This is a genomic window from Paenibacillus sp. MZ03-122A, from assembly GCF_024213325.1.
GTDB lineage: Bacteria > Bacillota > Bacilli > Paenibacillales > Paenibacillaceae > Paenibacillus > Paenibacillus polymyxa_B.
In genome coordinates, this window is record NZ_JANAVI010000011.1 from 1 (window position 1) to 23,344 (window position 23,344).

The following is a 23,344-nucleotide window of genomic DNA, read 5'->3' on the forward strand; positions in this document are numbered from 1 at the left end:
TTATCTCCATATCTTACGACATGGCTTGATTCTCTTGAAGGTGTTTTGATTTGTCTCACGTTATGGGGTCAGTTCCCCATGAATAAAGTGGTTTTAAAGGTTCTTTTTCGTCTAAACCATGCTACGACAAACCTAACAGTACGGAGTTCGGCTCCTCCTGAAGATGTATACGGACATTAGATATTACTGTCGTCCAGGCCCGGCCGGAGTGCAGCTGACATTAGCTGCAGTGAGCTTGTCTTCGATCGCTGCACCAGTGGACATGCCAAAGCAAACCTGAGCGACTGTCTTTGCCTCAGATGCAGTCGTATTCAGCACACGATGCTTGACCCGCAATAATGATTGGGGAGACATGCTGAGTTGATGTATCCCCAGTTCCAGCCAAAGAGGAACGGACCGTTCATCTCCAGCCATCTCACCACATACACTCACATCAATTCCCGCTTGATGTGCCGCTTGTGCAGTCATGCGCAGCATTCGAAGTACAGCTGGATGGTATGGATGGTACATATGTGCAATCTGCTCATTCATACGGTCTACAGCCAGCACATACTGAACCAGATCATTCGTTCCGATACTAAAAAAATCTGTTTCAGCTGCCAATAGATCAGCGATCATCGCCGCAGCCGGTACCTCAATCATAATTCCTCGCTGAATGTTCGGATTATAGGCAAGTCCTCTTGCATCCAAATCCGCCATAGCCTCCTTCAAAAGAGCATCTGCCTGGCGGACCTCCTCCACGGATGAAATCATCGGATACATTACCTTGATATTTCCCATTGCACTGGCTCGCAAAATTGCAGTCAACTGGGTTTTAAACAATTCCTTCCAATCCAGACTGATCCGTATAGCACGGTAACCTAGAAAAGGATTTTCTTCCTCTGGTAGTTGAAGATAGTCCAACGGCTTATCTCCACCGATATCCAATGTACGGATGACTACGGAGTGGTTTCCTGCCTTTTCCGCTATCAGCCGATATACTTCATACTGTTCCTCTTCATCTGGAGCAGATTTGCGATCCATGTATAAAAATTCCGTGCGGAACAGTCCTACACCTTGAGCGCCATGCTTCAAAGCTGCCTCCAGCTCTTTAATCGAACTAATATTGGCCGCCAGCCTCAGGGTGGTTCCATCCTTGGTCACGGCATCTACAGAAGCAAGTACCTGAAGCTGCTCTTTTCTGCGTCGCTGCTCGTCGCGCAAAATTTTATAATGGTCAGTTACCGTTTTTTCCGGATTCACATAAACTTTGCCCAGGTCTCCGTCCACAACCATCATATCTCCCGTTTGAACGGGCAAATTCAGATTGCTCTCCAGTCCTGAAACAAGTGGAATACCAAGTGCGCGGGCCATGATCGCAGAATGCGATGTTTTACCACCATTCATAGTTACAATCCCTAAAACATAGCTAGGATTCAAGTGTGCCGATTGGGAGGGTGAGAGCTCCTTGGCTACCAGAATATAGGGCTGTGTGTCCTTGGGAAGAGTCACTTCCGGTGCACCCAGCAAATGCTTGAGCAGTCGGTTCCCCACATCTTTGATATCGATTGCCCGCTCCTTCATATATTCATCGTCCAGTAAATCAAACATTGTCACAAAATGATCAATGGCTTCCTTCACGGCCACCTCGGCCGCCTTGTACTGACGCTCAATAATTCCACGAATTTCATTCATGAATTCCGGATCTTCCAATATCGCAAGATGAGCATCAAAGATGCTGGATTCTTCTGGCCCCACCATCTCTCGAAACTCATCCTTAATAAACTGGATTTCACTTTTGGATGTGCGTATCCCTTCATACAAACGTTCAAATTCCTTTGCAAGATCTACCGCATCCATTTTTTGATCAGGTAAATCCCACTCCCAGCTCGGCAGGACAAATGCCTTCCCGATTGCCACACCTGCTGCGGCGCCGATGCCTTCTATCATGTTTCTACCCCTCCAACATTCCTGTCATGCAGCACAACGGACATTACCGAGGCCTGACCTTTTTTCACTGTTTTAAACGGAGCAAAGCTCCACGACTTGACGCGATCCGGATTCGTGATGACCATAGGAGTCACCAGCGATGGAGCTTGCTCTCGCAGCGCCTGCAAATCAAATTTGATCAGCAATTGCCCCGGTTCCACCGTATCGCCTGCTTCTACCATAGCAGTAAAATTCCCTTTTAGCTGTGAAGTATCAATCCCGATGTGAAGTAGAACTTCAAGTCCTTCTCGTGTGGAGATGCCTAAAGCGTGCATAGTCGGATACAAATGCATCACAGTACCATACACCGGAGAAACAAGTTCACCGCGTTCAGGAACAAAAGCAACACCGTCCCCGACCAGCTTCGTCGCAAAAATTTTGTCAGGCACTTCATGAATCGGTAGCATTTTTCCATGTACAGGAGCGTTGAACAAAATTTGAGGGAGATCACGCTCCATCAGCTTCGCGATTTCCTCACGAATCAGTTCTGAATACGTTCCGAATACAACCTGCAAATTACCCCCACCCAGATTGATAAGTCCGGCCGATCCCAAAGCCTTCATCGCTCCGGTATCAATCAGCCTGTCATTGTGGACGGTCAGCCGCAAACGTGTGATGCAGGCCTCTACCTGCACAATATTTTCCTTACCGCCAAGTGCTTCCAAAATAAGCGGAGCACTATAAGGAATATTGCCGGCCCAATCCTCCAGAACTGAACCTTCCTCGCGCCCAGGAGTTGGAATACGGAACCGCCGGATAGCCCATCGAAACAGTACATAATACACAAGCCCGTACGCCACCCCCACTGGAATTAACAACCAGGCGTTATGTGAGAGATGAAAATTAAGCACATAATCTATAAAACCCGCCGAATAGGAAAATCCGTGATGAATATCCAGCTCAAAGGTAAGCCACATGGCCAGCCCAGACATAACTGCATGAACGAGGAACAAATAAGGAGCAGCAAACAAAAAGGCAAACTCAATCTGTTCCGACACTCCAGTAAAAAAGCAAACAAGCGCAGCTGTCAAAAATGTTTTTTGCACCTTTGGCTTCAAATCTTCACGCGCTTCCTGAATGATCGCCAGCGCAATGGCAGGGATGGCAAACATCATAATGGGGAACAACCCGGACATGAAATAGCCCGCTGTCGGATCGCCAGCAAAAAACCGGGGTAAATCGCCCTGCACAACGTTGCCAGACGGCGTTTTATATGTACCCAGTTGAAACCAAAAAATATTATTAAGCAGATGGTGCAGACCAAAGGCCGCCAGCAACCGGTATAGAATACCGTAGATAAACAGTCCAAAGCCGCCCAAGCTTGATTCCAGACCTACTATAAATTGCAGCCCTCTCTGTATGAGTGGGGCAATAATTAGCATGAGTCCTGCAAACACAGCCGAGAAGAGACCAATAAGCAGCAGAACAAATCGGGTACCTCCAAAAAATTGAAGCACCTCGGGCAATTTGATGCTTTTGAAGCGATTATAGGCCACCCCTGAAATGACCCCCAAAATGATACCAATGAGCGTCGCCGGTTGAATGAGTCCGTTTCCAAATCTCAATGTGACCTGATCGTATATAGCCATACCAGCCAATGCTGCCAGTCCCGCCTGACCTGCCTGATTCGACATACCCAGGGCAACACCAACCGCAAATAAATATGGCAAAAAATAAAAAATCCCGTGTCCAGCCGCATTTGCCATATCAGACACCATAGGGAATCCCCATGTGGACCAAGGAAGGCTGCCGAGACTTAGCAATATTGCAGCGGCTGGTAGCACCATCGTCGGGAGCATGACAGCACGACCGAGCTGTTGTAAGGATCCGAGCCAATTCATGGCATTCCTCTCCTTTCTATCCCTGATGGTAAGCCGAATAAATACTTTTGTCAAAGCAATGATTCCATCTGCCAAAATATTTATTTACGCTACTACAGGTCAAAAACTTTATCATCACAACAGATAACACTATGAATTCGTTTAGAGCTATTTCATCATCAAGACATACATACATTATATGGATTCATGAAAGTATAATATACTGTACCATATTCCTCGTTTCGCACCAAAAACCTTCAACCCTGTGAAGCAAGGGAAGAAGGTTTTTATTCATCTGCGTATAGCACAGATCACTGATCCATGTTTATCCTTTACGTACAGCTTGGGTCACTGAGTCCTCGACCTTAATGCAACGATCCATAATAACCGTCATTCCATGCTCCTGCGCAATGTCAGCGGCTTCCTGGCTTATAATTCCCTGTTGAAGCCACAAAATCTTAGCTCCAATAGTAGCTGCTTCACGCGCAACTTCTGCACAGTATTCACTGCGGCGGAATACATTGACCAGCTCCACAGGGTCAGGTACTTCAGCAAGACTGGCATAACAAGTCTCCCCAAGAATCGTTTGCCCTGCCGCCGCAGGGTTAACTGGAATAATCCGGTATCCCCGCTTCTGCATGGCATAAGAAACCATGTATGAGGTACGGTCCGATTTATCAGACAAACCAACAACCGCAATATTTCCTACTTGTTCCAAAATGCTTTTAATCTCTTCTCTCGACGGATTTTCAAAAGCCATTCTGTTCCCTCCTATTCGCATCTTCGTTTGTTTTTATTTTACCCATTCTACAGAAGCACCAAGCGTCGTTAGATGGTCAAAATACTGCGGATACGATTTGGCGACATGATGTGCGTCCTTAATCACTAACGGCTTCTGTGCGCGCAAACCAACAATCGTCAAGGCCATAATAACACGGTGATCAAAGTGCGCGTTAATTTCCACGCCACCTTCGACACCCTCCGGTCTGCCATGTACGATAATTTCCGCTTGACGTTCTTCTACCCGAGCTCCAGCCTTGGTCAGCTCATTCAAATAATCGGTAATGCGGTCACATTCCTTATACCGTAAATTCTCCACGTTATAAAAACGGGACGTGCCTTCAGCAAATACAGCCGCAGCCACCATTGCAAGCACAGCGTCTGTTGCAGCATCACCGTCAAACTCAACAGCTTTCAATCGGCCATTGCCCTTCACAACGACGGTATCGTTCTCATGTGTCAGTGGCACTTCCATCATACGCAGCACATCTACAATAGCGCGTTCTCCCTGTTTGCTCTGCTCTTTAAGACGATGGATGGTAACATCGGAATTCGTTACTGCAGCCGCCGCCAGCACCGCTGCACTCCCTGGATAGTCTCCCTGTACCGTATACGTACGTGGCTGATAAGATTGCCGCCCCGGGACACGGAAAGACATGTAATCATCGCTTGCATGAATGATAATACCAGCCTCTTGTAATACCTCCAGGGTCTGCCCAATGACCACCTTGGATTTCAAATCATGCAGCACTTCGATTTCACTGTCTTCCTCCAGTAAAGGCGTAAGGAATAGCAGGGCGCTCAAATATTGTGAGCTAACCGAGCCGGACACCTGAATTTTACCGCCCTTCGTCTGACCACCCTGAATACGAATTGGCAACTTACCTTCACGATGATCTACTTTCACGCCCAGTTGCCCCAATGCATCGATTAAATCATCATGTGGTCTCTTGCCCAATGAGTCGGGATATGTATTAACAAATGTAACATCCGGACAAAGAGATGCAATACCCATCAAAAAACGGAGCACCGCTCCTGCGTTTCCCACATTCAATTCCTTCACAGCTTGAGGATGGCTACCAAAACCTGTAATCACTATTTTTTCATCATCCTCTTCCAGTACTGCACCCAGATCGGCGATACAACGACGCATAGCATCACTGTCTTCACTATGAGCTGGATAATAAATGGTACTTTGTCCCTCAGCAAGTGCCGCAGTGAGCAGATAACGAGTAGTGTAGTTTTTGGAGGACAGGGCCCCAATCTCTCCTTGCAAGGAAGGGGTAGGTCTAACGATAACATCCATAATGTACATGCTCCTTTTCGGTTCAAACCATGCTATTTTACGTTAATTATACAAGTTGTAGCATTCATTTCTCCACCCAAAAAATAAGAAATATTAATCTAGGTCACCCGAGTGAATCCCGCCGGTTAATTAATCTATACCTGCCTTTAGGATTAAGCGGATTGACAGCCCGGAGATAGCTTAGCTATCATACATAGAGTGTGTGTGACATTTTGCACACGTCAAAAACATACGTAGCACCCAATATATATCAGAAAAGAGGTCCGGCCATGACGCAAATCGCCCTGATTGAACCTTCTGAGTTGCGCGCACGTCTGCAAGCAGGAGAGCAATTGCAATTAATCGACGTCCGCGAAGCGGAAGAAGTAGCGGAAGGCATGATTGAAGGTGCCAAGCACATTCCGCTCGGACAGCTTCCGGGTCGTCTTGAAGAAATTGAACGCACCGGTGAAATTATCTTTATTTGCCGGAGCGGTTACCGCAGTGAACGAGCCTGCGAATATCTACAGCAGCTAGGTTATGAAGGCTGTACTAACATGACTGGCGGCATGCTGCAATGGTCACAGGAGCAATAGAAAACCTACTTAACAAAAGAGACGGGAACCTTCTCGTCTTTTTTGTTTTGACTCAAAGCTTAGACGCGGTAATGCATTAAAATATTTTGTCCCTATCATACCATAGCGCCAAAAGATTACACAATCCTCTACTGCCATCATAATCGTATCCATAATTATAAATTAAAAAACGGAAGCTTCTTCTACCCATAGGGCAAAAAAGCTTCCGTTGTATTACATAATGCTATTCATGCATATCCGTCCGTTCATTAGAACCATTGATGATGGAATACGCCTTCTTTGTCCACACGTTTGAACGTATGGGCACCGAAGTAGTCACGTTGTGCTTGCAGCAGATTTGCTGGCAAACGCTCAGTGCGGTAGCTGTCATAGTATGCAAGCGCGCTGGAGAAGCCAGGCACTGGAATACCTTGGGATACAGCCACGGAAATCACTTGACGCCATGCATCTTGATACGTTTCAACTACATTTTTGAAGTAAGAATCCAGCAACAGGTTTTTCAAGGCAGGATCGCGGTCATATGCATCCTTGATGTTTTGCAGGAATTGCGAGCGGATAATGCAACCGCCGCGGAAGATCATAGCGATTTTTCCGTATTTCAAATCCCAATCATATTCATCGGAAGCTGCACGCATTTGAGCGAAACCTTGAGCATAGGACACGATTTTACTTGCAAACAGTGCTTTACGTACACTTTCGATAAATTCTTTTTTGTCGCCGCTGAAGGACTCAGCATTAGGACCGCTCAGCACTTTACTTGCCGCAATGCGCTCGTCTTTCATAGCAGACAAGAAGCGGGAGAATACGGATTCGGTAATCATGGACAATGGCACACCCAGATCCAGCGCGCTTTGGCTTGTCCATTTACCTGTACCTTTTTGACCAGCAGCATCCAAGATAACGTCTACCATTGGCTTGCCTGTTTCAGCATCGTACTGAGAGAAAATGTCAGCTGTAATTTCGATCAGGTAGCTGTCCAGTTCCCCTTTATTCCATTCCGTGAAGATTTCATGAAGCTCTTCCGCATTCACATTCAGGACTGATTTCAACAAGTGATACGCTTCACCGATCAATTGCATGTCGCCGTACTCGATACCGTTATGCACCATTTTTACATAGTGACCAGCACCGTCAGGACCGATATATGTACAGCAAGGGTCGCCTTCCACTTTAGCAGAGATTGCCGTTAGAATCGGCTCTACCAGTTTATAGGCACTTTCTTGTCCACCCGGCATGATAGCAGGACCATTCAAGGCACCTTCTTCACCACCGGATACGCCTGTACCAATAAAGCGAAGTCCTTTTTCCTCCAGCTCCTTGCTGCGACGCTGTGTATCAGGGAAGTAGGCATTGCCTCCGTCTATAATAATGTCGCCCTTGTCCAGATGAGGCACAAGCTGTTCAATCGTGGCATCTGTTGCTTTACCAGCTTGAACCATGATCAGGATTTTACGGGGGGATTCCAATGAGTTCACAAATTCTTCAATAGAGAAAGTACCCGTCAGTTTTTTACCTTCTGCTTCTTTGATAAGATCGTGCGTTTTTTCTGGAGAGCGGTTAAAAACCGAGACGGTGAAGCCTCTGCTCTCAATGTTAAGGGCTAAATTCTTACCCATTACCGCCAGGCCGATCACACCAATTTGCTGTTTTGCCATCTGGTTCCTCATCCTTTGCAACATATTTTGTCTTCTATATCGCCGCTTTACCGCATTACACTTTATGTGAATCGGAACACGTGCACTTCTATTTTAACGTTTTTGATGTAAGAAGTGAACCCCTGTCTATTCACAGATCAAAACACCCCATTTACATGAGGTGTTCAGATGTACTACGCTTCCATCATCAGCAGTTGGTGGGATAGCGTTTGCAGGCGTTCATGGCAATTCCCGATTTTAGCCTTATCTCCGTCTGTCATTGCTATGAACAGCTTCTCCAATTCATCGTCCACTTCCATTTTAAGCAGCAGCAGTCGGGTTTCTCCTTCATTGGAAGCGTACATATCCTCCATTTCCTGTGCGGACAGCACCGGTCCCTTCTGATAAATGACACGCTGCTTAAAGCCTGTAACCTCGACCAGACGAATGACCTCACCAAATAAAATATTTTCTACCAAAATATGATGATCCTTGACTCTTTTGACAATGGCATGACCTCGGGTGCTTCCAATCAGCTTCTCCAACCATTCAGCCAGCTTGGCATCGCGGATTACATAATCTCCAGCCAACTTGTAGTGTCCTGTGCGCAGCTGTTGAAACCGGAGCTTCACCAGCTTGCGCCCGGTTCTCACCGACAAAACCAGGTACGACTCATCCTCGCTCCAGTACAGCGAATACCCTTCCGATATCAAATCCTTGATCAGATTATGGATATGCCGACGGCTAAACCGGAGCTCTAGATTGCAATATTCTACCTCACAGCCCTTGTTCACGGCATTCCCTCCTTTTTCAAGTCCGATTCAAGAAGTCCGGCTACAGCAAGCCTGCGGCTTTCCCGCTTGATCTTCCCTTGCTCTATTTTATACTTCATTTTATGTAAGGGTACTTGGTTATTTGACCTATTTTTATGAGTAACAGCGAACAATCCTACTTTTGCCTTATATGCTTGTTTCAAACCTAGTCTAAAGTCGGCCAAGCCCAGCGGCATTATGCTATAATTGGACATATTACGCCACACGTTATGGCTTAACCCAGTTACAGGAGGAAAAGGAATGACATTTAGTGGATTTACTGCAAAGGACTTCGATGTTTTTGAAATACCGGGATTGGAGCCTCGTATGGAAGTGCTGATTCAGCAGGTTCGGCCCAAGCTGGAGGCAATTGGCGAGGAATTAGCCCCATTTCTGACGGACTTATGTGGAGAGCCTATGCACGTTCACGTCGCCAAGCATGCACGACGCAAAGTCAATCCCCCCAAAGATACTTGGGTAGCCTGGGCGGCAAATAAGCGCGGGTACAAGGCACTGCCGCATTTTGAGGTAGGTATGTTCGCTTCCCACCTATTCGTTATTTTTGCAATTATTTATGAAAGTCCTAACAAAGCTACATTTGCCCAGGCACTCGAAGCCAATCTGAGCGATGTGCGCTCTAACCTGCCTGATCATTTTTACTGGTCCATGGATCATATGGCTCCAGAAGGCACAGAACAACAACACATGGATAATGAAGATTTTCAAACGATCATCCATAAGCTGCAACAGGTAAAAAAAGCGGAGGTCATGTGTGGAATCCGTATTGACCGAGAAGATCCACTTGCCAGTGACGGAGCTGCGTTACTGCAAGCAGTGCGTTCCACCTTTGAGCGTTTGCTGCCGCTGTACCGAATGGCTTTCCCGAAAGAGTAGCTCTTGTCGCTTTTCAGGGCGATACTCAGGCCTCCACAGTCTTCCTGCGTGGATTGCGCGCCAGAGCCAGGTGGCAGCCAAACATGAGCAGCATCACGACCCCACTGATGATAAATGGAGCTGTGTGTCCGGCACGGTCCCATAGCACTCCTGAAACGAGCGGGCCTATAACCATGCCGGAGCCTTGAAGTGTTAAAAAAAAGCCCCACACCGTTGCTCGCTCGCTTTCCGGAATCAATCGGGCAAGAAAGGTGTTCCATGCAGGCAAAATGAGCGCATATCCCAAACCAATAAGCGCCACGGATACAAACACCAGCGGAATAGATCGAACGATTGAGAAGAAAAACAGCGTAATTCCGGCTAGCAAAAAGCCAACATGTAGAAAATACTCCGTTCCAAGTCTGTCGACCAACTTGCCACAAGGGATCAGTGCCAGCACAGTCACTCCACCGCCTGCAATCAGAAGCACGCTGTACAGGTTTGGTGAAATCCCGAGGTCCGTCCGAGCGTACAGCGTCAGTACGGGGCTGATCAAACCGATAACAAAAGACTGCAAAAATAGCGCCGGGTAAATTAACGGATTGACGTTAAGCTTTGTTTTGAGCACACCGATCGTCTCCTGGATTCCTTTCAGAATTTGCTGTTTCTGCTTTGTGTACCCATCAGACGACACTAGAGCGCTCTGTTCGAGGTCACCTTTATCAGGAGACCTTTTCGGTCCTGGCAGCATAAGAGCAACCAACAACAATACAATACTGCATCCTATCAAAATCATGAACACCATGCCGTAAGAATGCCCATAGTGGGATATGGCAAAGTTCATAATGAGCGGACCCAATCCCGTTCCACCCATAGACGCAATTTCCAGTGTGCCCATCGCCGCGCCATTGCTGTTATTAGGCCCGGACATTTCGGTCGTTCCGGTCATAACACAAGGCCAGAGCGGAGAAGTACCCAGACCGAGCAGCAGACACGCAACGACGAGCCACACGGGCTCTGTCAATACGCTCAGCATAATAATCGCTACAAGCGTAAACAACAGTGCGGTCGACATCGTTCCACGGTAGCCGAGCCGTTCAGCCATCCAGCCCGCCGGTGCCCGGAACGCATTGTCTCCAAAATACTGAAGTGAAAAGGCCAAACCAATAATCCCGGCCGACAAACCAAGCGTTTCTCCCATATATACCGGCAGGATGGATACCAGAAGAGATCCTTTCATAAATTCGACCAGAAATACCAAAATCCACAATTTGGTAAAAAAAGGAGTCCACCACCGCTGCGAAGCTTTTTTTCTTCCTATTTGCCTCATTTAATCCACTTCCTCCACCTTCGTTTTTTGGCTGTATAGACCGGGTTCTCAGCCTACTCCACTCTTTCGCAAATAAATGCGCCCTCAATCGCTTGCATTCCTACTTCAAACTGCTATACTCAATTTTGTTCTATTATCACTTGCACAGGATTGTCGAAATCCTGCACGAAAGGTTGTGACAACACTAATGAATCAAAGCAACACCCCGCTTTTTACTGCTTTGAAAAAGCATGCTCAGAGCAACCCGGTTCAATTTCACATCCCAGGCCATAAAAAGGGAGTGGGAGCTGATTCGGAATTTCGCGAATTTATGGGGGATAATGCCTTTTCCATAGATATGATCAACATCGCTCCATTGGACGATCTGCATCAGCCATCAGGCGTCATCGAAGAAGCTCAAAAGCTTGCAGCAGAGGCCTTCGGAGCTGATTATACGTATTACAGTGTACAGGGGACAAGCGGAGCCATCATCACCATGATTATGTCGATTTGCATACCTGGTGATAAAATTATTGTACCCCGAAACATACACAAATCTATAATGTCTGCCATTATCTTTGCTGGTGCAAAGCCGGTATTTATTTCTCCAGTCAGTGATGAGAATCTCGGTATTCACCACGGGGTTACAACCAAGTCCGTACGCCGGGCATTGGAACGCCACCCTGACGCCAAGGGCGTCCTTGTTATCAACCCGACATATTACGGTGTGTGCGCCGATTTGAAGGAAATTGTAGATCTCGCTCACAGCTATAATGTGCCGGTCCTGGTCGATGAGGCTCATGGAGTACTGATTCATTTTCACTCTGATCTACCGATGTCCGCCATGGAGGCGGGAGCAGACATGTCAGCTACAAGCGTTCACAAGCTGGGTGGTTCCTTGACTCAAAGCTCAATTCTGAATGTAAATACGAAAAACGGATACGTTAACCCACAGCGTGTACAAACGATTTTCAGTATGCTGACAACAACGTCGACTTCGTATATTCTGCTGGCTTCGTTGGACACATCCCGACGTAATCTGGCCCTTAACGGTCATGAAATAGCACAACGCGCTCTGGAATTGGCTGAATATTGTCGTTCAGAGGTCAACAAGATTGAAGGGCTATATTGCTTTGGCAGCGAAATTCTTGGCACGGAAGCTACCTATGATTATGATCCAACCAAAATTACGGTTCATATCCGCCATTTGGGCCTTACCGGATACGATGTGGAGAATTGGCTGAGAGATCACTACAATATCGAGGTTGAGCTTAGCGATATGTACAATATTCTCTGTTTGGTGACCCCTGGTGATACCAAAGAGGAAATTGAAATTTTGTTGAAAGCTCTGCGTGAGCTGGCTTCTCTGCACTATTCCACAGGTCAGGAGCATGAGCTAGTTGTAAAGATACCGGATATCCCTCAGCTCTCCCTCATTCCAAGAGACGCTTTTTATGGAGATACGGAAATCGTGCCTTTCAAAGAATCTGCAGGTCGTATTATTGCAGAATTCATCTATGTGTATCCACCTGGTATTCCAATCTTATTGCCAGGAGAAGTTATTTCGCAGGACAATATTGATTATATTGTTGATCATGTAGAAGTAGGCCTGCCTGTTAAAGGACCTGAGGACCGAACAGTACATCAGGTGAAGGTTATCGTCGAAACTGACGCTATTTCATAATATTGAACTGTCAACACATGCTTAAAAAACATGTTGATAGTCAAGAAAAAAAGCCCCCATTCGGGGGCTTTTTTCTTAAAGAGCTATACAGCTGCTACATCCAATTCTATTCGTATTGGGCAACAAGCTCGCTATATGCGGCTTCTACACGTTTCCACTCATCTTCGTCCTCAATATTGTAAAGCACCATTTCTTCGTTTTCTTCTTCCATACGAAGAATAATGCCATCCGCTTCAGGATTGCCTCGCTCAAGCAGAAGAGCATAAATGTGATCTTCTACGTCAAAGGTCTCTACCAGCACCATTTCTACATCTTTACCATTTTCATCAGTTAGCGTAAGAACCATTTCTTCATGTTCGTGGTCATGATCGTGGTTGCAGGCTTCACCGTGTTCATGTTTGTGATCACTCATGGAAATACCTACCTTCAAATTGTTTTATTTTCCCCCGTATCGTAACATGATCAAGGGTGCAGGTCAATTTGTGGTATGCCTAATTTATCGCTGTAATGACTTTTTCGGACACCAAGGTATAGCTGCCGTCTTTGCTCTCTTTAATATAGAAACCAACCCGGTAATTCCCTGCTGTTTTGAAATCATACGTAAAGTCGTTCGTACGGAACCAGAAGTTATCCTTTTGCGCTCCTTTGATATCTTGAGACTGAATATCCTTCACGTTGCCCGAAGGGTCGGTGATCGCTACCTTCACTCCGGAGATATCTGTTTTCAAGGTATCAATTTGACTAAATACATTAAATTTCACTTTATTGCCTTTATTCACGTTACCAAACACAGTATCTCCCTTGAACAGGAACATATGCACGTTCGGCTGATCGAAAACAACTTTTCCACCGGATGGATCAAAATTGACAAGTCCGTTAAAATCACGGATGGGCACATAGGTTTTCCCATCAATGACAACTGCACCATCTTTTGACACTTCTCCATTAATAATCAACTGCACTTGGTCCTTGGCGGATTCCGCCGAAATGGCGGTCCCTCCCATTATTGAAAAGGCCATCATCAGGGCCATCACTCTTCTCCATTTCATAACTACTAATCCCTCCATCGTCATCTGTTTAAAACCTTCTGTCGTACATTTATACCTAGCTCAGCCGCACAAGTTGCGCTGTGTTTCACAAATTGTCCAAAGTTTTTACATAAGGAGCCAAATCTTTAGTTCCGGTAGCATAGGTGATAAAATACGACTGTAGAAGTCCTAGTACACAAAGTCTGGAGGATAAATCCATAATGAGCCTAACGATACAAATGCTTGGCACAGGCAGTGCCTTTGCCAAGCATTATTACAACAACAACGCGCTGCTGGACAGCGGAGAAGGCAAACTGCTGATCGATTGCGGTACAACCGCTTCTTTAGCATTACACCAAATGGGCGTCCCTTTGCCTGATATTGACGCAATTTTAATCACACATATTCACGCAGATCATGTCGGAGGTTTGGAGGAATTCGGTTTTCAAATGAACATTCTCCATCGTCGCAAGCCTCTACTTTATATTGCCGAACCACTAATCTACCCTTTATGGGAGCATACACTCAAGGGCGGAATGTCACAGCAGGGTATGATTGACAAGCTTGAAGATGTATTCGAGGTAAACGTAATAACGCCTGGTGTACCCACTACATTAGTATCCGGTATTCAGGTGGAGCTAATCCCTACAAGGCATATTCCTGGTAAAAACAGTTATTCCATATTCATTAATGACCGCCTTTTTTATAGTGCAGATATGGTTTTTGACCCTAATTTGCTTCATCATCTGGTGCATGAACGAGGATGTCGGAGTATTCTCCATGAGGTTCAATTACAAGGCGCTGGAGAAGTCCATACGACATTGGACGAGCTGCTAAGCTTGGCGCCATCTCTTCAAGAACGGATTCATCTAATGCACTATAGTGATGATATGGAACAGTTCAGGGAGAAGGCAGGGGTCATGTCCTTTCTGGAGCAGCAACGAGTATATCAACTTACAGAGTTGGAACGTGCAGAGTAGCAGAGTAGCATACTAAATACAGCTTGAACAATTAACAAAAGCCGCCTGGCTTTCCTACAAAGGATAGCCAGGCGGCTTGCTGTTCTTGAATATAATGATGAACTTGCATTCTAATGTTGCGAGTTAAGGTCAGAACAATGGCAGTTGATCCAGGTTATTAGAAGGATCTCCATCGGCATCTCCCCGAATTCGTTTGCTTCCATCCTTGGCCTTGAACACGTTAACGCCTGCAATTGAGCCTGCCTCAATCTCATTCAATGCTTGGCTATAATCTAAAATCCGACCGGTAGATGTCTGAAAAGACGTAAGGTCGCCATCTCCGTTTTTACGTACTGCTGTAATTTGCTCCCGTTCTGTATTAGCCATGCTGTATCGCTCCTTATCCATAGTATAGTGGAGGAACTTTTACTAGCATGCACATTGTACAGATTTGTATGCACCTTACGCTGTCGACTACAACTTTTTACGCATACGTACATGCGGTATTCCCGCATCGTCAAAAGGTTCATCGGAGATCGTCTCATAACCGAGCTTTTCGTAAAACTTCTCGGCTTGACATTGGGCATCTAGCAGCGAGTATCTTAGCCCCAATTCACGTGCACGTTCCTCCAGTGCTAGTAGTAATACACGTCCATAGCCTGCGGCACGATGCTCCTTGAGGACGGCAATACGTTGCATTTTAGCTGTATCTTCCTCATAGTATGTCAACCGACCAGTGGCCACCATTTCACCATGTTCACAAATTAGCAAATGATGGGCCGTATCTCCCAGCTTGTCATAATGATCAACTTCTAAATCGAGAGGAACTTTTTGCTCTTCGACAAACACTTTGGTACGGATCGATATTGCCTCCTGTAGCTGCTCCTCTGTTGTTACACTTATAATTTCTGCGGCCATCATCTGTTCCCCCTATCATTAATTCCAGATTGCAAACTCACTAAATTCGAATTATATATATAAATGCTCATGAAGTACAGGCTGACTTCTATTTTTCCACTTTACATATATGGTTAATACATGATATTATCTAGTAACCGCAGGACGGTAGCTCAGCGGGAGAGCATTATCTTGACAGGGTAAGGGTCATGGGTTCGATCCCCATCCGTCCTATTCGTCAAAAGCCTTGATACTCAAGGCTTTTTTGTTTGTCTCGAGATAAATCCAGTTATCCTGTGAAAAGAAAATAGGTTATTGACCAAAATTTAGTCAATAACCTATTTTTCAATCAAAATGATGCCTACTTCTTCAACAAAGCCTTTCACCTTGATCCTTCTATTATATAGAAGAAAAAAAAGCAGAACCTCCAGCACAATACGCATAGAACTCTTAGATTACGATATAAACCTCCCCGCTCTCACTGTCAATCTCCGTGGGGTAAGCAGTCACACATCCAGTATCCGGCTCTTGCACCTGGCCAGTGGAAAGGTCAACTTTCCAGTCATGGAGCGGACAATGGATCGCTGAGCCACATATCATTCCTTCAGATAACCGTCCCCCTTTGTGCGGACAACGATTCTCAAGCGCATGCACGCTGCCATCGCTCAGACGGAATACAGCTATCTCTGTATTATGAATGCGAACTGTCCTTGCTCCACGTCGGTCAATTTCGTTCAGATCAGCTATTCTGATTCTGTTGGTTGTCGTATTAGTCTCCATTTTGTCAGCCCCCTATTCCATTACTGGCTTAAGTTCCGGCAGTTGCACAAAATTTTTGCGCAGCTCTTCGTTGTGAATAATTTCGTGCCACGGATCAGTCGTCGTGCTTAACGTCTCCTCAATTCTGGTCACCAGTTGCTTCCTCGTCTCTGCATTCGCGAGTGCCTGTTTGATGGATTCAACTCCGACCCGTTCCACCCAATGGGCTGTGCGTTCGTTCCAATTGGCCTGCTCGCGATAATACTGCAGATAGGCACCGGTCCATTCCATCACTTCATCCTCAGTTTTAACGGTACAAAGCAGTTCAGCTGCCCGAACCTTAATACCGCCGTTACCTCCAACGTAGATCCCCCATCCACCGTCAATAGCAACGACGCCCAAATCCTTGATCGTCGCTTCAGCGCAGTTACGCGGGCAACCAGATACAGCCAGTTTGACTTTGGATGGCGCATTCAGACGTTCAAATGCCTTTTCCAACCGGATGCCCATACCCATAGCATCCTGAGTGCCAAAGCGACAAAAGGTGTTACCTACGCACGTCTTAACCGTTCGCAGCGTCTTTCCATAGGCATATCCAGACGGCATATCCAACTCAGCCCAGATCCCCGGCAAATCCTCCTTCTTCACACCAAGCAGGTCAAGGCGTTGGCCCCCCGTAAATTTCACCAGAGGCACATTGTATTTCTCTGCGACAGCAGCAATTTTCTTCAAGTCGGCAGGTGAAGTAACTCCTCCATAAATGCGGGGCACGACAGAATAGGTGCCATCTTTCTGTATATTGGCATGGTACCGTTCATTCGTGAATCTGGATTCCTTCTCATCCTCATAATCCAGCGGCCATAGCATACCTAGATAATAATTGAGGGCCGGTCGACATTTAGTGCAACCTTCCGGTTCGTTCCAGCCCAGCACATTCATCACTTCTTTGACGCTCTTCAATCCCATCTCCCGAATGCCATCAATGATCGCTTCCCGGTCAAGCGTCGTACAACTACAAATTCCCTCTTTCAGCGTTTCTCCGGCTTCTGCGCCTGCGTATAGCTGTAAGAGTCCCTCCACTAATGGCTTGCAGCCGCCACATGATGCCGATGCCTTTGTGCATGCCTTAATCTCCCCGACACTCCGGCAGCCAGCCGCAACCGCCTCTCCAATGTCACCCTTGGATACACCATTACATCCGCATACAATTTCGTCATCAGGCATCTGCTCTAGCATCATGGCGCCACTAGCTTCAGGTTGACCGGGATTGAAGCCAAGTAATAACTCTTTCTCTCGGCCAACCACCGACTCGCCACTTTTGATCAAAGAAAACAGCATGGCTCCGTCAGACGTATCCCCAAACAGAACAGCTCCGATCAGTTTTTCTTCCTTGATCACGATTTTTTTGTAGACGCCGCCAATATCATCCTGATACCGCAGGGAACGTGTTCCCGGTTCATCCTTGTAATCCCCTGCTGAAAACACGTCGACACCCGATACCTTCAACCTTGTCGAGGTAACAGAACCACTGTAGCCGGGAATCTCCATTCCCGCGAGCCGCTGAGCCAGTACACCACCTTGCTCATATAATGGAGCAACCAGCCCGTAAGTGATTCCCCGGTGTTCTGCGCATTCGCCAACGGCGTAGATTCCAGGGATATTCGTTTCCATGTAATCATTTACGATGATGCCGCGGTTTACAGGGATTCCCGCCGACACCGCCAGTTCAATGTCTGGTTTGATGCCTACCGCCATAACGATCAGATCTGCTTCCAGCTCGCTGCCATCGGCAAATTTCAACCCTTCCACGCGGCGACGCCCCGTAATAGCCGCCGTCCGCTTATTGACCAGAAAAGTCATTCCCTGCTCCTCCAGCTCGCGCCGTAGCATAAGGGAAGCAGCCTCATCCAGCTGCCGATCCATAATATATCCGTTAATATGAATAACGGTGACGTCCATCCCCAAGTTAAGCAGCCCCCTAGCTGCCTCTAGCCCAAGCAATCCGCCGCCGATGACGGCTGCTTTTTTGTGCGTCTTTGCCGTCTCCATCATCGTTTCACAGTCACGAATATCCCGAAAACCGATAACACCTTCCTTGTCGGCTCCTGGAAGCGGCAGAATAAAGGCTTTAGAACCCGTTGCCAACAACAACAAATCATAAGAGATGCATACGCCGGAGCGCGACGTCACCTGCTGCTTTTCCGTATCGATAGCGGTGACAGGATCATCGGTATACAATCGAATATTGTTGTCTTCATACCAACTCCAGTCGTTGATGACAATATCCTGCAAACCAGCCCCTCCCGCCAGAACGGAGGACAGCATGATCCGGTTATAGTTTGGATGGGGCTCGGCCCCGAATACCGTAATTTCATAGCTACCTGGTGCAAGCTTCAGCAAATGTTCGAGAGTGCGTATTCCCGCCATTCCGTTGCCGATCAACACTAACTTTTGGATATCGTTCATCAGGTCACTCCCCTTCCATTTGTATCCTTAAAACATAAAAAGCCTGCTTCACATATGGGGATTCAAAATATCCCTCACATGAGAAAACAGGCTCCATTGCCGTTTCATCGAATACGCCGTTGTATCCATCAGAGTATGGAATTAAAAAGTACTGTAGCTAATATATAATGGTTCAAATGATATGTCAACATTCCTTACGCAATATCTTATAAAAAATTATATTTTATCACCATGTAACATATCTATGACGTATAAAATATCACTCTCCTACAAAATTAGGATTGATTTTCAGAACAAAACACGCCAAAATGGTTTAAAAGTCCGTTTTAATTTGATGATGGTTAAAAAAATAAGCTGACAGATAAAATTCCATGTCATATTTGTTATCAATGAATACCATCCCATCCCTAACCACCCTTCATGTTACAGAGAGGAGGAGCCCGCTTGCGTTCCTTGTTGGTAATTCACTTACATTCTGACCATGTATCTGAGCAGACACACGCCGTTTCCTCATGGCAGGCAGGACCTGAGTACCTTTTAGAGTCCAACGGATACCTAACTCTGCCCTGCCGCAATGAATCCGAAATCAAACAGCTAATCCTTAATGCAGATGCGGCGGTACTAAACATACCTGTCGGCACTATCAGCATATGGAGTGATAGGCTGGAGCAAGCCAAAGCGGTCCCATTGCTCTGGTGGTGCAGCGCAGAATCAGCGCTATCATCGACAGAGGCTTGTGAAGCTGATGTCACTGTCGATGGCATTCTAACCCCTTCAATGGCAGCCCATGAACTGAATTGGGCTCTTCATTTTAGTGCCAAACGCTTTTTTGAACGCCAGCATTGGCAAAGTGAACGCAAGCAACTGACCGCTCGACTGGAAGAACGCAAATGGATTGATATGGCCAAAGGAATACTGGGGGAAGTAAACGGCATCCCGGAAGCGGAAGCATACGATGTGCTACGCAAAAAAGCAATGAACGAACGCAAACGTATCGTTGATGTGGCCATCTCCATCGTCAAAGCACAGCAAATGCTAAAAGCATAAATCTGAAAGGGGCCTGAACATGAATATCGTTGAAATATTAAAAGAAGTGGGTCGTGGCAAAAGAGGCGCCCGAGATCTGAATTATGCCGAAGCCGAAGCTGCTGCCGAACTTATTATGACCCAGTCGGCAACCCCTGCTCAAATCGGAGCTTTCTTTGCCGCGGAGCGCATTAAAATGGAGAGCGTTGCCGAGCTGGAAGCATTCGTAAACGTCTGCCGTAAATATACCCATCGCTTCCCGATGCAGGAAGGTATTGATTTTGCCGGTCCGTACGATGGCAGGAAGTCATCGTTTATCACCACCTTCGCAACAGCCTTCGTACTCGCCTCATGCGGAATACCTGTAACGATGCATGGCAGCGCACCTCTCCCTCCCAAATGGGGGGTTACGCTACCGCTTTTACTGCAGGAAATGGGGGTTACGTCCAGGAACATGACACGCGAAACCGCCATTCATGCCGCGAAGCTGACTGGTGTACTATTCATAGCCTCCGAACAATGGTGCGCGCCCCTGCGAGATCTGCGGTCCATTCGCGAAGAGCTGGGGCTTCGCACGGTGCTGAATACTGCCGAGAAACTGGTTGATTACGGTTCTTCCCCCTATATTGTATTCGGCGTTTTCCACAATACTGTGTTCGAGAAGACGGCGAAACTCATGCAAAATCTCAATTACCGCAGGGCTCTGATCGTCCAGGGGAGCGAAGGATCGGAGGACCTGTTCATCGATCGACCGACCCGGACTTACCTGCTTGCTAACGGCGAGGTGTCACTACAGGTTATTGATCCAGAAATGTACGGGCTGGATTCGGTGGTACCAGAGCATAACTGGACCCCCGCTGAACAACTGCGCATTACGGAGGAAGTGCTACAAGGTACAGCTTCTATAGCCTTTTCGAATCAAGTGTTACTCAACAGTGCGGTCCGACTGTTCGTTGCAGGACGAGTCGACTCCATAGAGGAAGGTTTGTATACCTGCAAACCGCTGCTAGAAAACGGGGACGCCTGGAATTTGTATAAACAATGGCGGGAAGCTATGCTCAGAACAGAAATAAAAACGGGAGCAAACATATCCGAAACCCGATTGCAATTATAATATCGGCCTCACGCAGTCTGTGATTGCAGGCCAATAACTGTCCAACCCAAAAAGGCCAGCCCTCATTCATACAATGAGGGCTGGTCTTTTATGCAAAGAAGAAGTCACTTACTCAGTCCTGCTCTAGAACTCAGACCATCCCCCATTATCTGCACTTGTTGCAACTGCAGCCAGATGAAGGGGACGAATACGTACAGCTGCCGTTTTGAAGCCAGGCATCCGGCAGAACGGATCAAGATCGGGTCGGGTCGCCCGATTTACATTTTGTATCCCACCCCAATGCATGGGCACGAAGAGCGTGTCTTCGCGGATATGTGGTTTGATCCGGCTGCGGACAGTGAAGCTGCCGCGCTGTGATGCTATTTCTACCCACTCCCCGTCCCTGATATGCCAGCGTCGCGCTGTCCGCGGATGAATTTCCACATAATTTTCAATCTCTTGCGCGGCCAGCGACGGACTTCTGCGCGTTTGTGCACCGGTCAAATAATGAGCCAGTACACGGCCGTTCGTCAAAATAAGCGGATACTCCTCTGATATCCCCTCTCCTGCTCCACAGCTTTCAACCACCGTAAAAACAGCCTTTTGATCGGAATGGGCAAAGGTTTCCCGAAACATCATATCCATACCGGCTCTGTCCGTAGACGGGCATGGCCAATATACTCCTTCTTCACGACGCAGCCTGTCATATGTGATCCCATAATAATCGGCAGGACCGCCCCGGCTGGCAAGCCGCAGTTCTTCAAAGATATGCTCAGCATCCCTGTAAGAGAAATAGCTGCCCTTGTTTAGCTTTGCAGCCAACTGACACAAAATGTTCCAGTCATCTCTAGCCTCGCCCGGTGCGGGCCTCGCCGCTTCCCGTAGCAGAACGCGGCCCTCCAGATTGGTCATCGTCCCCGTATTCTCCAAATAAGACGTCACAGGTAAAACAACGTCGGCCATCCGCGCGGTTTCAGTGAGAAACATATCCGCCACAACCAGCAGATTCAGCTTTTTGAGGGCTTCCTCCACCAGCCGGACATTCGGGTTAGATACAACAGGATTAGAGCCCATCACGAACAGAGCTTGGATTTCTCGCTGATGAACAAGCTCCATCATTTCATAGGCGGACACCCCTTTTCCCGGCAAACCGCTTGGTTCAACTCCCCACACGGACGCCACATAGAATCGATCTTCTTCATTCTCAATCGATCTGTAGCCAGGAAGCTGGTCAGCCTTTTGGCCGTGCTCTCGCCCCCCTTGCCCGTTTCCTTGTCCTGTGATAGCCCCATAACCGCATCCTTCCCTTCCTATCTTGCCAGTGGCCAGCACCAGATTAAGAAATGCACGCACCGCCATATGTCCATCTGTCTGCTGTTCGACACCTCTGGCCGTAAAAACGATGCCAGTCTCCACACTGCCAAAGGCACGTGCTGCCTGCCGGATCATTTCTACCTCAATTCCGCACAACGCAGCCGATTCGCTCAGATCCACACCCTTCAAATGAGTCAACAGCTGGTCATAGGCGTTGGTCCGCTTGCGGATAAACTCTTCATTCGCAAATCCTTCATCCACGATGACCTTTAGCATGGCATTGGCCAGCACAGCATCCGTACCCGGCTTGATTTGTAGGTGCAAATCGGCGGCCGCCGCCGTTGGTGTCGCGCGCGGGTCAATCACGATGATAAACGCGCCGTTTTCCTTCGCCTCGTGAAAATAAGGCATTAACGTCGGCTGGCATTCAGCGATATTTGTACCTGCGAGTACAATACAACGAGCTAATGGAATATCAGCCAATCTGCAGGTCAGTCCGCGATCAACGCCAAACACTTTACTACCAGCGGATGCCGCTGCCGACATGCAGAAGCGCCCGTTATAATCGATATATCGCGTACCTACAGCCACTCTTGCAAATTTACCGAGTAAATAGGCCGTTTCATTGGAGAGTGAACCTCCACCGTAAATTCCGATTGCATCGGCACCCTGTGTGGACAGTAGCGTAGAGAAACTGCTAGCTATAGTATCCAATGCCTCCTCCCACTTGACGGGAACAAGTTTGCCCTCTTTGCGTATGAGAGGCTGTACCAGCCTTTCCGCATGAGTCGCATGCTGATGCGCATTCATTCCCTTGATGCACAGCCTACCCTGCGAGGCTGCATTAGGCTTCCCTTCCGCGTTATACACTGTACGGATGATACCCGCGAGTGTCTCTGTACCCGTGCTAACGGTCATCTTACATTGCACGCTGCAAAACGGGCACTGCGTATCCATTACTGACGATACATGTAGCCCAGCTTCCGGTTTGCTTTCTCCTGACTGACACATCAAAGTCACCTCCCCTTTGCCATTTTTCGT

General features: G+C 47.3%; 20 protein-coding genes and 1 tRNA gene. 7 read left to right on the forward strand and 14 right to left on the reverse strand.

What is annotated here, in order from left to right; all coding sequences use genetic code 11:
* Window positions 1–183: 183 nt before the first annotated feature.
* The 4 genes from ptsP to aroA all read right to left on the reverse strand — a co-directional run bounded on the left by ptsP (window position 184) and on the right by aroA (window position 5,874).
* A complete protein-coding gene (ptsP, locus tag NLX74_RS20175) occupies window positions 184–1,929 on the reverse strand; it encodes a phosphoenolpyruvate--protein phosphotransferase (protein ID WP_254329784.1) in 1,746 nt (581 codons plus the stop codon).
* Entirely contained in the window at window positions 1,926–3,809 is a 1,884-nt protein-coding gene (locus tag NLX74_RS20180; protein WP_023989337.1) for a glucose PTS transporter subunit IIA, read from the reverse strand. Before NLX74_RS20180 ends, ptsP begins: the two co-directional genes overlap by 4 nt.
* A gap of 304 nt (window positions 3,810–4,113) precedes the next feature.
* Window positions 4,114–4,548 carry a CoA-binding protein gene (locus NLX74_RS20185; protein ID WP_254329785.1) on the reverse strand — a complete coding sequence of 145 codons (435 nt, stop codon included), beginning with the start codon at window positions 4,546–4,548 and terminating at the stop codon, window positions 4,114–4,116.
* Between the two features lie 33 nt (window positions 4,549–4,581).
* Window positions 4,582–5,874: a 3-phosphoshikimate 1-carboxyvinyltransferase gene (gene aroA, locus NLX74_RS20190; RefSeq protein WP_254329786.1), complete on the reverse strand. Its 1,293-nt coding sequence runs from the start codon at window positions 5,872–5,874 to the stop codon at window positions 4,582–4,584.
* Between the two features lie 269 nt (window positions 5,875–6,143).
* On the opposite strand from aroA, the gene NLX74_RS20195 reads away from it, so the two are divergent.
* Window positions 6,144–6,449 carry a rhodanese-like domain-containing protein gene (locus NLX74_RS20195; RefSeq protein WP_010345522.1) on the forward strand — a complete coding sequence of 102 codons (306 nt, stop codon included), beginning with the start codon at window positions 6,144–6,146 and terminating at the stop codon, window positions 6,447–6,449.
* A gap of 248 nt (window positions 6,450–6,697) precedes the next feature.
* Here NLX74_RS20195 and gndA read toward each other — a convergent pair whose 3' ends face one another.
* Entirely contained in the window at window positions 6,698–8,104 is a 1,407-nt protein-coding gene (gene gndA / locus NLX74_RS20200) for an NADP-dependent phosphogluconate dehydrogenase (RefSeq protein WP_013310934.1), read from the reverse strand.
* 173 nt (window positions 8,105–8,277) lie between these two features.
* A complete protein-coding gene (locus NLX74_RS20205) occupies window positions 8,278–8,877 on the reverse strand; it encodes a hypothetical protein (RefSeq protein WP_165177417.1) in 600 nt (199 codons plus the stop codon).
* A gap of 279 nt (window positions 8,878–9,156) precedes the next feature.
* Between NLX74_RS20205 and NLX74_RS20210 the strand changes: the two genes are divergently transcribed.
* Complete coding sequence (locus NLX74_RS20210) at window positions 9,157–9,789, forward strand: YktB family protein (protein ID WP_061828987.1); 633 nt, start codon at window positions 9,157–9,159, stop codon at window positions 9,787–9,789.
* Window positions 9,790–9,814: 25 nt separating this feature from the next.
* On the opposite strand, the gene NLX74_RS20215 is transcribed toward NLX74_RS20210, so the two are convergent.
* Window positions 9,815–11,098, reverse strand: coding sequence for an MFS transporter (locus tag NLX74_RS20215; RefSeq protein ID WP_061828986.1), 1,284 nt, complete (start codon window positions 11,096–11,098; stop codon window positions 9,815–9,817).
* A 187-nt stretch (window positions 11,099–11,285) separates the two neighbouring features.
* On the opposite strand from NLX74_RS20215, the gene NLX74_RS20220 reads away from it, so the two are divergent.
* Complete coding sequence (locus NLX74_RS20220) at window positions 11,286–12,761, forward strand: aminotransferase class I/II-fold pyridoxal phosphate-dependent enzyme (protein WP_061828985.1); 1,476 nt, start codon at window positions 11,286–11,288, stop codon at window positions 12,759–12,761.
* Between the two features lie 106 nt (window positions 12,762–12,867).
* Here the strand turns inward: NLX74_RS20220 and NLX74_RS20225 are convergent, their stop codons facing one another.
* The gene (locus NLX74_RS20225) at window positions 12,868–13,173 is read right to left on the reverse strand and encodes a DUF1292 domain-containing protein (protein WP_061828984.1); all 306 of its coding nucleotides are present in this window, start codon (window positions 13,171–13,173) and stop codon (window positions 12,868–12,870) included.
* 79 nt (window positions 13,174–13,252) lie between these two features.
* The gene (locus tag NLX74_RS20230; RefSeq protein ID WP_013310940.1) at window positions 13,253–13,810 is read right to left on the reverse strand and encodes a hypothetical protein; all 558 of its coding nucleotides are present in this window, start codon (window positions 13,808–13,810) and stop codon (window positions 13,253–13,255) included.
* Window positions 13,811–14,010: 200 nt separating this feature from the next.
* Here NLX74_RS20230 and NLX74_RS20235 point away from each other — a divergent pair, with 200 nt between their 5' ends.
* Window positions 14,011–14,769: an MBL fold metallo-hydrolase gene (locus tag NLX74_RS20235; RefSeq protein WP_254329787.1), complete on the forward strand. Its 759-nt coding sequence runs from the start codon at window positions 14,011–14,013 to the stop codon at window positions 14,767–14,769.
* 129 nt (window positions 14,770–14,898) lie between these two features.
* Here the strand turns inward: NLX74_RS20235 and NLX74_RS20240 are convergent, their stop codons facing one another.
* Both NLX74_RS20240 and NLX74_RS20245 read right to left on the reverse strand, forming a co-directional pair.
* Entirely contained in the window at window positions 14,899–15,135 is a 237-nt protein-coding gene (locus tag NLX74_RS20240) for a DUF3892 domain-containing protein (protein WP_013371899.1), read from the reverse strand.
* Between the two features lie 87 nt (window positions 15,136–15,222).
* Window positions 15,223–15,666, reverse strand: coding sequence for a GNAT family N-acetyltransferase (locus NLX74_RS20245; RefSeq protein ID WP_069289898.1), 444 nt, complete (start codon window positions 15,664–15,666; stop codon window positions 15,223–15,225).
* 141 nt (window positions 15,667–15,807) lie between these two features.
* On the opposite strand from NLX74_RS20245, the gene NLX74_RS20250 reads away from it, so the two are divergent.
* Window positions 15,808–15,879: transfer RNA gene (locus tag NLX74_RS20250), tRNA-Val, on the forward strand.
* A 216-nt stretch (window positions 15,880–16,095) separates the two neighbouring features.
* Here the strand turns inward: NLX74_RS20250 and nirD are convergent.
* Window positions 16,096–16,425: a nitrite reductase small subunit NirD gene (nirD, locus tag NLX74_RS20255; protein ID WP_061828981.1), complete on the reverse strand. Its 330-nt coding sequence runs from the start codon at window positions 16,423–16,425 to the stop codon at window positions 16,096–16,098.
* A gap of 12 nt (window positions 16,426–16,437) precedes the next feature.
* Window positions 16,438–18,870 (reverse strand): nitrite reductase large subunit NirB, encoded by a 2,433-nt coding sequence (nirB, locus tag NLX74_RS20260; RefSeq protein WP_254329788.1) that lies wholly within the window; start codon window positions 18,868–18,870, stop codon window positions 16,438–16,440.
* Window positions 18,871–19,314: 444 nt separating this feature from the next.
* On the opposite strand from nirB, the gene NLX74_RS20265 reads away from it, so the two are divergent.
* Window positions 19,315–19,917: an ANTAR domain-containing response regulator gene (locus NLX74_RS20265; protein ID WP_061828979.1), complete on the forward strand. Its 603-nt coding sequence runs from the start codon at window positions 19,315–19,317 to the stop codon at window positions 19,915–19,917.
* Between the two features lie 19 nt (window positions 19,918–19,936).
* Window positions 19,937–21,010 carry an anthranilate phosphoribosyltransferase gene (locus NLX74_RS20270; protein ID WP_254329789.1) on the forward strand — a complete coding sequence of 358 codons (1,074 nt, stop codon included), beginning with the start codon at window positions 19,937–19,939 and terminating at the stop codon, window positions 21,008–21,010.
* 123 nt (window positions 21,011–21,133) lie between these two features.
* Here NLX74_RS20270 and nasC read toward each other — a convergent pair whose 3' ends face one another.
* Entirely contained in the window at window positions 21,134–23,314 is a 2,181-nt protein-coding gene (gene nasC / locus NLX74_RS20275; RefSeq protein WP_254329790.1) for an assimilatory nitrate reductase catalytic subunit NasC, read from the reverse strand.
* Between the last annotated feature and the right edge of the window lie 30 nt (window positions 23,315–23,344).